Consider the following 12,422-nt stretch of genomic DNA (forward strand, 5'->3'; position numbering starts at 1 on the left):
ACCTTTTTGTATTGTTATTATAAAAAATCTTTGCTACAATGTAAAAGATCAATAAATTTGCGCTGGTCATAACAATAACTTATACCATGTTAAAAATACTCTTTTGGGGAAAGGAGTAGTTCATGAACACACAGCAGATGAAAGTTTTTGTCGCCATAGCAGAAAACAAAAATATCACCCAGGCCGCAGGGAAACTTTTTCTCTCCCAGCCGGCTCTTTCCCGGCAATTGACGCTCTTAGAGGAGGAACTGGGGTGTCAGCTGGTCGTCCGCACCAACCATGGTGTAGATTTGACTCCCGCCGGTGAAGTCCTGTACAAAAAGAGTAAGAAAATACAGGAAGAGCTGCTTCATACGGTGGAGGCAGTGCGTGAAGCGGCATCCGGAGTCCACGGACAGATTAATGTCGGAACAATCTATACAGATTTCCCGCATCTGAGTCCGTATCTGGCGGATTTCCGAAAGCAGTACCCCCATATTATGATTAGAATTACGCCCCAGGTGCCGAGCCAATTGTTAGAACAGCTGGCACAGGGGACCGTCCATGTTGTCTGCCTGCGTCTCCCCATGTCTGATATCAAAAACTGGCCCTATATCCCACTAAGCAAAGAAAAATCAATGCTTGCAATCCATGAAACCATGGATCCCTGTCCGGATCAGCAGGAGATTCCCATCGAACGGCTGCGCGGAATCCCGTTTTGCTCCGGCACAAACGTAGACCGGGAACGTCATATCTGGGATTATGCAAATTTATTGCAGGAAGAATGCCGCCTGCACGGTTTTGAACTGAATATGGCATTCGAATGCAGCGGCGTCATGAGCCGGATTATGCTCACCTCCGCGGGGCTGGCCGCCTGCTTTATCCCGGCAGAGATTATCAAGCTGTTTGACTGCAGGCGGATCCATCTGAAGGAGATAGCAGGAGTAACGGTAGAGACGATCCCAATTATCGCCTGGAACGACCGCACCTATATGAGCAGGCCGCTGCAGCTTTTCCTGGAGTATTTCCATAAACTTCAGGCCGGGCGGGAAGAGTAACAAAGTGAGCAAAAAAGTGCCGGTTTCGCATTTACAGTCTGCGAAACCGGCACTTTTTTGCACCTCTTCAGGGACTTACTCCCTGCTTTTTTTCCTGTTTGCCGCCAATGCACAAATCGTGATCAGGATGATCGCGATTCCTGTGACTAAAAACCACATATGCACGCCTATTTTCTCAGCCGCAGGGCTGGCAACCAACAGGCCGACCGGCATTGCCAGGGAACCGGCCATTCCCAGAAGCGAAAAGGCCCGGCCCATTTTTTCCGGCGCTATCGTCTCCTGCATATAGGCTACGATAGGAATGCTGTGTATATTGCCGCTAGCTCCCAGCAGACCGCAAAAGAAGGTGAACATCCACCATCCCCACATGGTCGGCGGGGTAAGGCCGCACAGGGCCGACATGATTCCGATTGCAAAGAGGCCGATGTAAGCCGTCTTTATCTTATCCTTTACCTCAATTACACTTCCCAGAAGTACGGCGGAACCCATCATTCCAACTGCGAACGACAATTCCACTGCGCTGGCATGCCAGGCACCCAGATTAAAGTAGCTGCTGGTCATCAGCGGATAGAAGGAGGACAGCGGAAGGAAAAAAATCATGCTGAATGTCTGAGCAGCCATAAGAATCAGAAGCTTAGGATCTTCCAGATAAACCTCCGCTCCCTCTTTAAGCTCTCTGAAAAATTTTCCTTTTTCCCCGTTTTTTTTCTCTCCATTTCCACTCTCCTCCCCTGCTTTTGCAACAGGAGGTATTTTAACTGCTCCGAGGAGCAGACTGGCAATGACCGCTCCCAGCGTATCCGTAAGCAGCACAAGAGGCATCGGCAGTGCGGCAAAAAGCGCCGCTCCCAATACCGGCCCCAGCATAAAGGCTCCTGACTGCATAAACTGACTCCAGCCGTTGGCCTTTACAAGGCTCCCGGAGGGCACCAGCTGAGGAATAATTGCCCTGATGGACGGCTGATGAAAGGTGTCTCCGATTCCCCTTAAAAAGAGGACCAGGATTGCATATTCGCAGGGAACGTCATAATTCCACATGAACCATGCAAAGACCATGGCAGACAATCCGATAAACAGATCCGCGCAGATACAGACCGCCTTCCGGTTAAAACGGTCCGCCAGCACTCCTGCCACAGGACTTAAAAACGTCATCGGCAGAAAAGCCGCCAGTCCTGAAATTCCAAGCATCATCGGTGACTGTGTCTCACTGGCCAGCCACCAGATAAGCGCAAACTGTACAGCCGAACTGCCAATCAGCGAAACCGTCTGCCCCGCTGTAATTGTAAAGAAACGCTGTTTCCATTTGTTGCTGCTGTTATATTCGTCACTATTCCTGTTATTTTTTTCTGTCATATTAAAATCTCCATAATCATATCTGTTGTCAGTTCCACTCTCTAACTGACATCCTTCCCCACTTTTCCGCTCTGAAATGACGGCATTAAAAAAGCAGGATCCCCTCAAAGGTTTCCTGCCTGAATATACAGATATTAAAAAGCGGCCGATCAGACCCGTAAAGCCACCGAACAATCCCACGATATATCGGACAAGCAACCGCGCATCACAGTCTGCGCGTCTGCCGCAGTTCCGGTAGACTTCCATCCAGGGTATCCGGAATACCCCTCCGAAATGGTCTATAACTTTTTATTCATCCGCAAAACAGGTACAAGAAAAAAACCTCCGAAAAATCAGGATTCAGTTATTTTCTCATCTTAAACGGATAGAATAAATCATTATATACCTCCCTCTGTCAAAACTGTATCCAGTATATCAGAGTCCCTGTTCCTTGTCAATCCTGTTACTTTCCCAATTCTGATTCCCGGTACGCCTCTAATTCCTCATCCCACAATGTATAGTCCCGCTCAAATAATTCCTCGCATATCTGCGGTTTTAAATCTTCCCACTGCATCTTTTCAAGCAGCTTCTGCCGGACGAATTTCTTACTCTTGCGTTTATATGCGGGCAGATGGTTGGATGCGAGCAGACTCTGGAGTTCCGGGCGCCAGAGCAGTGTAATCTGATGCTCCTTCTTCATTTTCGGATTGGGTGATGCTGGTTTTTTCTCGCTGATGACAATTTCATGCCCCTTTGCCTCCACAACGAGAATCCCCCACCAGGCCGGAATATGTTCTTCCACATGTTTTTCATGGGATTTACCGATGACCACATAGTTTTCGTCACAAAATTTATCGTAATCCCGGATCTGTCTCTTCAGACGCTCGTATGTATCAGCATCACTCTTAATCTCGAGGCCAACCAGACGGCTCTCCGTCAGCATAATAATATCGGCCCTGGATCTCCCCATTATCTTTTCTTCAAACATCCTGGTCTTTCCAAAACGCTCCTCCAGATAATCAAAAAGCGGTTCGCGGATATCTCTGTCATAGAGCACTGCATTTATTATCTCTGTTTCCATACTGATTATTTCCTTCAATGATCGGCGTACTTTGCCCCGTTGCCAAAGGGGCAGCCTGTCTGATTCAATATCCGGCGGGAACGCTCCGTTGGTCCCGCCGCCGATCTCGAGTATAGCAAACCTGTTTTAAGTCGTCAATCATGCAGCTTATATTCTTCCCCATTTATAACAACCGCCTCCATCCCACTGGAATCCAGCGCCGATGAAAATTCAATTGTCATCCTGCTGCCCTCACCGTCCGACCATGAAAATGAAATTCCTGAAACGATATCATTCTCATCCGTGCCGTTCACTTTATCATAGAGCCGCAGTACACGGCCGTCTTTCATCTTCAGCAGGATTTCCTCCGCCGGGCAGTCCTCCCGTTCGGAAATGGAATTGTCCATATACAGAGTAAAACCCATGCCGGAAATTTTTGCTTCTAAGCATTCCGGTATTTTTATATCATCCAATACAATTTCACTGATAGCCGACGGCTCTCCAATCATAAATTCCCCTATCGTTTCGGAACTGTAACCCCCCTTTTCCCTGTCCCAGACGAGAAGCTTGGCTGATGAACTCTGTTCCCCTGACTCTCCCAGATTCATTCTGACGGAAACCTCCACAGAACCGTCTTCCCTGTCTTTCAGCTTTGTCTCTGACGATTCGGCCGATAATACACCAAATATAATCTGTCTGAGCAGGCCGTCGCTGTCAATTGCACTTCCATCCAGGGACGACACCCCGAATTTTGCCAGCAGGATCCTCTCAGTATAGCTGTATCCCTCAAGTACAATTTCCATGTTTTTATAGGTGATTTTCTGATCGGATACCAGTACATATGTATTGTTGATTTCTTCCGTTACCGGCTCATCGCCGTTGTCAAAGAAAGAGCGGAAAAAACGGATCGGACCCTCACCCGTCATGGCATAGGCCGCCGTTGCCGCAAACATCATAATCGCCGTCGCCGCAATACACGCCAGGATTGGTTTGCGAAGTTGCCTGTGCTGCCTCCGCCCTTCCGGCTGCATCTGCCCCGCATTTAAAGCATGCAGCTTTGAAAAAGTTTTCTTATATAAGTCACTGTTCTTCATCCCACACCTCCTGTAATTGTTCTTTCAGCATCTTCCTTGCCCTCAAAAGCCTGGTGCTCACCGCTGTTTCCCTGATTTTAAGAATCTGGGCAATTTCCCTGATTGAGTAATCCTCATAATAATAGAGATGCACAACAATACGGTAGTTTTTGGCCAGAGACATTACGGCCGTAAAAAGTGCGCTTTGGTCCTTATCCTCAAATTGCAGCGTGTCCGCAAACTCTTCCAGGTTCTGGCACCTGCTCCGCCACGGGGAAAATAAAAGTTTCTTACACTCATTTACCGTAACCCGGATTAACCAGTTCCTCCTGTGTTCCTCCGATTCAAAAATCTTTTCGCTGCAGTAATACTTCATCAGCACATTCTGTGTGATATCATCGGCATCGTAGCTGTTTTTCAAATAATTATATGCGATAGCAAAAATGCGATCCCGATACCGGTTTGCCGCGTCAATCATGTCTTTTTCCAACATATCCGTGACGTTCTCCTTTGTTTTTATCGTGTTTAAACACCCGCTGCTGTTCACTCCGTGCCCGGTAGCAAACACCCTTCACTTATAATACCTTTCAGGAAGGCAAAATATCACATCGCAAAGCATGTTGTTACATAAAAACGGTTGGCGGGTAATACCACAGCCCGCCAACAGCTTAAATGACTCTCTATTCACCGAAAAGCTCACCATCCAGACCGGTCAGTTCACTGAACGGGATTTCAAATGTAATGTAATCTCCAATGGAGTGGGGAACCCCTAAAACAAAACCAAGCGTTCGCTCCGTCAGATAAAAATTTTGGTATGAGGGTGAATTCTCAGCGCTCTCCAATATGGAATTCCACAATTCCCCGTAAAGTCCGGCCTCCACACACTGTTCATGCGTTGCCCTGTCCGCTTTAAAATCACCGGCATAAATTTTATCCCTCAGCCTGTTATCCACGTTCACAATATCGGTCAGCGCCGCCTCTTTTCCGGTCGTCAAATCATATGTGAGTGCAGAAAAATCCTGCCACGGATGGGCGGCGCCCTGCGGATAGCAGTTCACCACCTTCTGTACACTGAGATACTTTTTGTAAACAGACGGTATTTCCAGAATATTAAGCTCTATCTCCGTTTCCCTCTCCACGTCCCAATCTGAAAAAGCGAATTCCTCCAATTTATCATTCAGCTCCGCCCGTATTTCCTCCGATGGCAGACGGGTCAGCTGGACATAGCCTACCTGTATATCCGCCCCGTTGCTCTCATCCTGTCTTCTGCCCTCCAGTCTGACAAGGGAAACAGAAGGTTCTGAAATCTGATAATCATTGTAAAGATTCTGGTTCACCACCGAATAGACAGGCAGCCTCAAACCGTTTCCGCCGCCTATAAGGGAATTCTCCCTGCTGATTGTATCATACAGACGAGCGAATGTATAAAACAACGATTGCTCTGCCATCTGTCTCTCTTCCTCTGCAAATTCCCTTCGGAAGCTGAAAAGTGACAGGCCGTCCAGTCTCTCGTACCCTGAAAACAGTTCCTCTTTCCGCTTATCTATCTCGTCTTTCGACACAATATCCCTGCTCCCGTCTTCGAACGCGTCGATCCAGGAATCCTTATCACCGGTGTTTTCAAGCTCTGCCCCGGTTATGTAAGTTTCCGGCTCCTGCACCGTTTTACCTGTTTCTACCGCCTTTTGGATCATCTCTTCAAATGCTTTGCTGTCGTCAAAATCACATAGATACCCCCGCTGCCCCGTCACTTCCATAGTGATAGGCAGCCCGTTAATATCGGCGGATACACCGTCGGCGCCGCTGCTGCCGACCGCAGGCCGGTTGTCGAGAACCAACAGTACGAGACGGCTTTTTCCCTCTTCCAGGCAATGATACAGTTCATATCTTCTCTCATGGCCGCCTGATTTTACTCTGATATATAGAAACTCTTTGATCATCATGGATGCCGGGACCGCCTGAATGGAGACCGCATCTCCCAAATCCATCGGAACTGTTTTCCCAAGCGCCATATTCGTGATACACTGGCGGACAGGCTCGGCCTCCTCCGAATTCATCCATCTTTGTGTAATTTCTGGTTCGTCTTTTCCGTCCTCATACTCACATCGGACCGCCACGGCATCATCCCAGGGCATCCACGCAACTTCCTCAAGGATCCGGTTCCCCTCTGATTCCCGCCCCGGAGCGATAATCTGGTAGGACAGAATCCGGCATCCTTCCTCCATTACCCGCAGCTTCAGTCTCTGGTAATTAGTCACGTGAGAAATATCCTCCCTGTACTCTATTTCCAGCAGAACCATGCCGTTGTCCAGGAGCTCCCTGTTCACCAGCTTCATGCCGTCCGGACTGTAGAGCTTCATTCCGGAGATTTCCGCTTCGGTAAATACAATGGAATCACTTGACCAGTCCTCCTGCTCATACGCCGAGGTATCATCTTTTCCGTAGGGATAACTGTATTCATGGACCGTATTCCTGTAATTTTCATCTCTGCCCAGATACTCCCATATCCTGCTTCCCACCTGCCTGTCGGTAAAACGGTACCGTTTTTTCTCTTTGACATGCGCTGTCTCCCACTCCTGTTCCTTCAGGGTGCCAAGATAAAAATACAGAAAATCCTCTGCCCCCAGTTCCCCGGGCGACAGAAAGCCGCTTCTGGCCGTGTCCGAATTTAAACAGGCCGCGGACGCCATTTTAAAAAGCCGGAATATTTCCCCGTTGTCCGCCTCCTCTATAAATGCCTGCCCGTACTCCCTGTTTTTTACGGTCATGGGTTCGTTGCCCTCCCAGTCATACGGCGCCTCATCCGTAAACCTTGTCAGATACCAGTTTCCGTTGGAAACCTGAATAAACCCCAGCCAGATATCCCGGTACATGTCATCCTCAGTCTCTTTGGAACCTTCATGATAGCTATAATCCCTGCGGATTACTTTCCGGTGGCCTCTGGACTTAAAAAGCATCTCACCGCTGTCCTGCCAAATCACCTTTACCGGTTCTGCAAATTCAAAATTATGTAGACTATCCCAGGCCGATTCAACCGTTTTCTCATACCCGGTACTGGCTCCCAGTGCATCCATAAGCTGATTATACCGATAAATCCGGCGGATCTCCTCCTGTTCCTGCGAGGTTCCCTTGCCTGTCTTTTCGATAAAATGGTACAGGCTCACCTTTTTCGGATATTTTCCGTCACCGCTGTTCAGTTCCTCAATGCACTTTTGGGCGGCCGATTCCGGTGTTTCCAGATATCTGTCGTATTTGTGGAAATTGTATTCATCCAGCCTGTGAAACCCTGCCGTAGCAAGTACCACAAATGCTGCGATATACGCATAAATATATACCCAGGTCCGTCTGCCAATTTTGACTTCTTCACTGTAAAACATCGGTTTGCCGCCTCCCCCTATCCGTAAGTACGATTTTTCTTCAAAACCTGTCCGCTATAAACACTGCTTCAATTATATGCTATTTTCTCTGCTTTTGAAATACGAAAACTGATCAGAGAAGAAACAATCCCAGGAGCGGGTTTCTCCGGCTGGAAAAAAAAATCCGGAATACCTTTTATCGGCACTCCGGAACCCTTTTATTCATTTTGCTGTATTCTGATACTATAATTAATTCAATCTTATGCCTGATTCAAGACCGGAAGTTCCAGCACAAAGGTACTTCCGCCTCCGGCCGTATCCTTTACGGTCATCTTCCCCTGGTGAAGGCTGACAAGCTCCGTGGCAATACTCAGCCCCAGCCCATAATGCGCCTTATCATTCCTGGACTTATCAGCGCGGTAGAAACGGTCAAATATCCTTTTTTTATCTTCTTCCGAAATACCGCATCCATGGTCTTCCACCTCAATATAGATATGCTTCTGGTCCGACCGGGCGGTGACGGATACCGCGCTGCCCTCCTGTGAATAGCTGGACGCATTATCCGTCAGAATCATCAGAATCTGTTCCATGCGCTGCCGATCCCCTGAAAATACGGGCAGCTCTTCCTCCGGCAGCCTCAGTTCAAACGGCTGTCTCTTTTTCCGGCACAGCTCCGACAGGGAATCATAGAGCGAGATCAGAAATGTATCCACGCTCAGAGGCTCCATCTTCATCGTCCAGGTACAGGCATCCGCTAAAGCCAATTGGAGCATGTCGTCGATAAGCACGGTCATACGTTCCCCTTCTTTCTCAATCCCGGGCAGAAACTGCTTCGCTTTGCTCTCATCTATGGAAACGGCATGAATTCCCGCCCGTATAACGGTCAGCGGCGCACGCAGTTCATGGGACGCCGCGGCGATAAACTCACTCTGCCTTTTGAGTCCTGTTTCCAGGGGTTTTAAACTTCGGTCCACAAATGTCCGGCAAATGAAAAACAGGATAACAAGTCCCATGAGATTGACGGATGAATACAGCAAAATAGAACGCCGGTAAAACTGTCTTTCATCAGTCAATGCCTGCAGGCCAAGAATCTTCTGCTCTTTTCCGGATTGCTTTTTCAGGTAAATGCTCCCGTAATAATGTTCCCCCTCTTCTCCATAGATGGAATAAACCGGACTTCTCACCTCTCCCTGGCCAATTTCAAGTAAATTTTCAGGAAATCCGTCCTGTTCTGCAAAAAGTTCAAGTTTTCTAAACAGTTCCTCCCTCCCGGTGGGCGGCGTCCAGGCGCCTTTAAACGACAGGGGAACAGAGTTGCTGTAAATAGAAATGATGAGATTCTCATTTATTTCACTTTCGGCCAGCCAGGCATGGGTAATTTTACTGCTGTCTTTCACCGCGTCCACCACATTTCCAAATGCGGACCGATATCCGCTTATATTATTGTTTTCATACTGCTTCAGCGATAAAAAAAGCAGCCCCGCCACGATAACGCTCAGCAAAAGTCCGGTTGCCAGTACATAGGCGACAATAAGTTTTTTTCTTAACTGCTTTACCATGACCGCATCCCTTTCTTTTCCGTTTCTCCCCTACTCCTTAAGGGAATATCCGACCGACCTCACCGTCCTGATGTTTACACTGCTCCCCACCTGCTTAAACCTTCTCCGGAGAAAATAAATATAATTATCGAGATTTCCTTCTTCCACCGCGCTGTCCAATCCCCATACGCGGTTTAGCAAAATCTCCCTTGTCAGTATCTGTCCCTTATTTCTGATTAAAAATTCCAGCAGATCCATTTCCTTTTTGGAAAGCTCCACCATTTTCCCGTTCTTTGATAAAACCCGGTTGGACAGGTCTAACACAAGATCTCCGAACTCAAGCTGCCTGTTAAGCTCCATTTTGACCGGGCGCCGTTCCAGGGCACGGATTCTGGCAAACAGCTCCTCGGGCGCAAAGGGTTTAACAAGATAATCATCCGCGCCTGCGTCCAGTCCGTCCACCCTGTCTTCCAGTGTTCCGAGAGCCGTCACCATAATAACGGGAGTGGTAATCCCCTGTTTTCTCATGAGCTGAAGTATCTGTATCCCATCCATCCCCGGCAGCATCCGGTCCAGAATCACCACATTATATACCTGCCTGTTCAGATAATAAAATGCATCCTGGCTGTTTTGGCAGATATCGGCCAGGTATCCTTTTTCTTCAAACCAGAATCCCATGAATCTGCACAGTTCTAAATCATCTTCAACCAGTAAAATCCTCACAGTATTTTTCTCCTTCCCCTGCCTTATTCCTGAAGGTACAGCGTCATCTTGCCCATCAGTTCCTTCACCGCCTGATCTAGTGTTGCTGCTCCGTCAAAATAACTTCCCGAATAGGTAAGCAGAATCTCTTTTAATTTACCGTTTCTTCCCGCTGAATGTTCCACACTCCTTAAGAATTCCGCCAGCCTCCGGCGCAGAGGCTCACCGGGCCAGGAGGTTTTGAACTCATACGTTCTGCCGTCGATGCCGTCGATCGGGCCGCCGTATGAGTCAGCCGAATTCCGTTCGATTCCGCATAAAAATTCCAGCGCATTTCCATTGACCGAAAATCCGTCGTAAAAATCGGAGCGCTGCACCTTCTCTGACAGTGCGGTACACAAAAATTCAATTGCTTTCTCTTTATTTTCACCGGAATTATTGATTCCGATTGTGCCGTGCGGCAGATAGGTTTTGTTAAGCACCGTCATATCCGCCTCCAGCTCACCCATCGCCTGCTCCATGATGGACGTACCCTGGCTGGATTCAAAAAAGCCCGCTGTCTCTTCGGAATGCAGGAACGTCCCTTTCTCCAGCAGCCCCCATATGCTCGTGGGCCTGTTGTCTCTTGTGCCGTCGGAAATATGGCTTCCATCTAAGATTTCCTTCATACAAAAGAGGAAACGCTTTAGCTCCTGTTCCTGTATCACGCCGTCTTCACCGACTGCATCACTCAGAAACGCGTCCGCATAGAGGGAAAGAAATGCGTTCCTGTCAACAGTCCCGAATATTTGTCCGTTTTCATGTGTCTGAACCAGATTTGCCAGCGTATCTAATTGTCCTGCTTCCCGAATCGCCTCTTTCCTGCCGAATGTCATAGGAAGCCCGATTTTCACCGGCACCGTGTAAATGCGCCCGTCCATGCGGCTGCCGTCTGCTATATTTGCCAGAAAATCACCGGAAGAAACAAGAGATTCAACTACGTCCGTTATATCTTCCAGAACCCCCTTTTCTATATAGGAGGTTTCCGATAATCCGTCCAAAATAAGAATATCCGGGCCTTTGCCCGCCAGAAGTTCCGTATTTAAAGTCTTGATATAGTCATCGGGAACCGCCCCGTCCCCCTCTTCCATCATGGGCTCAAATTCCACCCTCACATTGGGATTCTCAATCTGATAGACATTGACCGCCTGCCTGATCGTCTGATTGTCATATAGGCCAAAAATGGTAAGAACCGTCTCCGGTTCCGAAGGTATATCCGGCTGATAAACATAGCGGACAAGCTTGCTGGTTTCATCCATGGAGTCATAATAAACATAATAGTCTTCCTCTTGTCCACGGGCAAATCCGGTCGGATAAAACTGAGGTGAACCCATGGTATTTCTGTCTCCCTCCACAATCTGCTCCCAAATGTCCGAACCGTTTTTCAAAATCTGGATTCCTTCGTTTGAAACCATGCTTACATCGCCGTTTTCACCGACAATCACCTTTGCCTCATAAAAGCTGTTAAGTTCAAGAGGATACTTTGCCTTTTCCGTCCCCTTATCTCCATCATATAATATCAGGCTCCGGGATGCCTCGTCAATGACATAAAACTGGTTACGGCCGACCGTAAAATGGCTGCCGTCGCCTATTGTTTCTGCAATTTTGTGCTGCCCCGAAGCATCATAAAGGAAGAGTCTGCCCTGCCCGGAGTCCAGCAGAAGATTTCCATTTTCCAGTGCCGTGATCTTGTCCGGATAATAGGCATAGCCTATTTCATTTTTCTCCTCCAACAGGGGCATCTGTATTTCCCGGCCGTTTTCCCAATCCTCCGTTACAATGACCCGATGCCTGACCGTCACTTCCTCATCATCCTCATCCGAATAGACCGCATACAGCCTTTTATCCTCCCCGTACGAAATATCAACTCTGCCGTATTCATAAGACAGCCCGAGCCGGTTCAGCCATCCGCATTCCTTCTCCTCCCATGTCATATCCTCCGAGAGCAGATAACCGGCAAACATCGTCACCCCGTTTATATCCCTCTTGGTAAATAGCAGCGGTTTCCCGTCCGGCCCGTCCTGGAAGCTGACCACGGAATCAAATGTAATCCCCTCGGGCAGCGGAATTTCACTCTCCACATATCTTCCCATAGCCTGTTTCTTCTGCTCTCTGCCCGTATCCTCCCCAGAACCGGACACTACTTTTCCGTCCCTTCCGCACCCATACAGGCCGGCTGATATAAGTAAAAGAGATACCGCTTGCAGAAGGAGCCTTCTGCCTCCAAATTTTATCATAAAAAATACTCCTTTCCGGCTGAACATCGCCAAACAACTTCTTATGAT

General features: G+C 48.2%; 9 protein-coding genes. 1 reads left to right on the forward strand and 8 read right to left on the reverse strand.

Annotation, left to right across the window (positions count from 1 at the left end; genetic code table 11):
- Positions 1 to 122: 122 nt before the first annotated feature.
- Positions 123 to 1,037 carry a LysR family transcriptional regulator gene (locus EJL91_RS23375; protein ID WP_125144380.1) on the forward strand — a complete coding sequence of 305 codons (915 nt, stop codon included), beginning with the start codon at positions 123 to 125 and terminating at the stop codon, positions 1,035 to 1,037.
- A 75-nt stretch (positions 1,038 to 1,112) separates the two neighbouring features.
- On the opposite strand, the gene EJL91_RS23380 is transcribed toward EJL91_RS23375, so the two are convergent.
- The 8 genes from EJL91_RS23380 to EJL91_RS23415 all read right to left on the reverse strand — a co-directional run bounded on the left by EJL91_RS23380 (position 1,113) and on the right by EJL91_RS23415 (position 12,374).
- Entirely contained in the window at positions 1,113 to 2,390 is a 1,278-nt protein-coding gene (locus EJL91_RS23380; RefSeq protein WP_125144381.1) for an MFS transporter, read from the reverse strand.
- A 442-nt stretch (positions 2,391 to 2,832) separates the two neighbouring features.
- Positions 2,833 to 3,450, reverse strand: coding sequence for a sce7726 family protein (locus EJL91_RS23385; protein WP_341467052.1), 618 nt, complete (start codon positions 3,448 to 3,450; stop codon positions 2,833 to 2,835).
- A gap of 134 nt (positions 3,451 to 3,584) precedes the next feature.
- Complete coding sequence (locus EJL91_RS23390; protein WP_125144382.1) at positions 3,585 to 4,523, reverse strand: hypothetical protein; 939 nt, start codon at positions 4,521 to 4,523, stop codon at positions 3,585 to 3,587.
- Positions 4,510 to 4,995, reverse strand: coding sequence for a sigma-70 family RNA polymerase sigma factor (locus EJL91_RS23395; RefSeq protein ID WP_125144383.1), 486 nt, complete (start codon positions 4,993 to 4,995; stop codon positions 4,510 to 4,512). Before EJL91_RS23395 ends, EJL91_RS23390 begins: the two co-directional genes overlap by 14 nt.
- Before the next feature lie 187 nt (positions 4,996 to 5,182).
- Positions 5,183 to 7,879: a hypothetical protein gene (locus EJL91_RS23400; RefSeq protein WP_125144384.1), complete on the reverse strand. Its 2,697-nt coding sequence runs from the start codon at positions 7,877 to 7,879 to the stop codon at positions 5,183 to 5,185.
- Between the two features lie 239 nt (positions 7,880 to 8,118).
- Positions 8,119 to 9,417, reverse strand: coding sequence for a sensor histidine kinase (locus EJL91_RS23405; RefSeq protein ID WP_125144385.1), 1,299 nt, complete (start codon positions 9,415 to 9,417; stop codon positions 8,119 to 8,121).
- Positions 9,418 to 9,447: 30 nt separating this feature from the next.
- Positions 9,448 to 10,119, reverse strand: coding sequence for a response regulator transcription factor (locus tag EJL91_RS23410; RefSeq protein ID WP_125144386.1), 672 nt, complete (start codon positions 10,117 to 10,119; stop codon positions 9,448 to 9,450).
- A 23-nt stretch (positions 10,120 to 10,142) separates the two neighbouring features.
- Positions 10,143 to 12,374: an ABC transporter substrate-binding protein gene (locus tag EJL91_RS23415; protein ID WP_164516933.1), complete on the reverse strand. Its 2,232-nt coding sequence runs from the start codon at positions 12,372 to 12,374 to the stop codon at positions 10,143 to 10,145.
- Positions 12,375 to 12,422: the final 48 nt, after the last annotated feature.

The sequence above is a fragment of the Clostridium transplantifaecale genome, assembly GCF_900626075.1.
Taxonomy (GTDB): domain Bacteria; phylum Bacillota; class Clostridia; order Lachnospirales; family Lachnospiraceae; genus Otoolea; species Otoolea transplantifaecalis.

What these genes read in the sequence shown, in the direction of transcription:
- EJL91_RS23375 (WP_125144380.1), top strand. Translation starts at nt 123, where the DNA reads ATGAACACACAGCAGATGAAAGTTTTTGTCGCCATAGCAGAAAACAAA.
- EJL91_RS23380 (WP_125144381.1), bottom strand. Translation starts at nt 2,390, where the DNA reads ATGACAGAAAAAAATAACAGGAATAGTGACGAATATAACAGCAGCAAC.
- EJL91_RS23385 (WP_341467052.1), bottom strand. Translation starts at nt 3,450, where the DNA reads ATGGAAACAGAGATAATAAATGCAGTGCTCTATGACAGAGATATCCGC.
- EJL91_RS23390 (WP_125144382.1), bottom strand. Translation starts at nt 4,523, where the DNA reads ATGAAGAACAGTGACTTATATAAGAAAACTTTTTCAAAGCTGCATGCT.
- EJL91_RS23395 (WP_125144383.1), bottom strand. Translation starts at nt 4,995, where the DNA reads ATGTTGGAAAAAGACATGATTGACGCGGCAAACCGGTATCGGGATCGC.
- EJL91_RS23400 (WP_125144384.1), bottom strand. Translation starts at nt 7,879, where the DNA reads ATGTTTTACAGTGAAGAAGTCAAAATTGGCAGACGGACCTGGGTATAT.
- EJL91_RS23405 (WP_125144385.1), bottom strand. Translation starts at nt 9,417, where the DNA reads ATGGTAAAGCAGTTAAGAAAAAAACTTATTGTCGCCTATGTACTGGCA.
- EJL91_RS23415 (WP_164516933.1), bottom strand. Translation starts at nt 12,374, where the DNA reads ATGATAAAATTTGGAGGCAGAAGGCTCCTTCTGCAAGCGGTATCTCTT.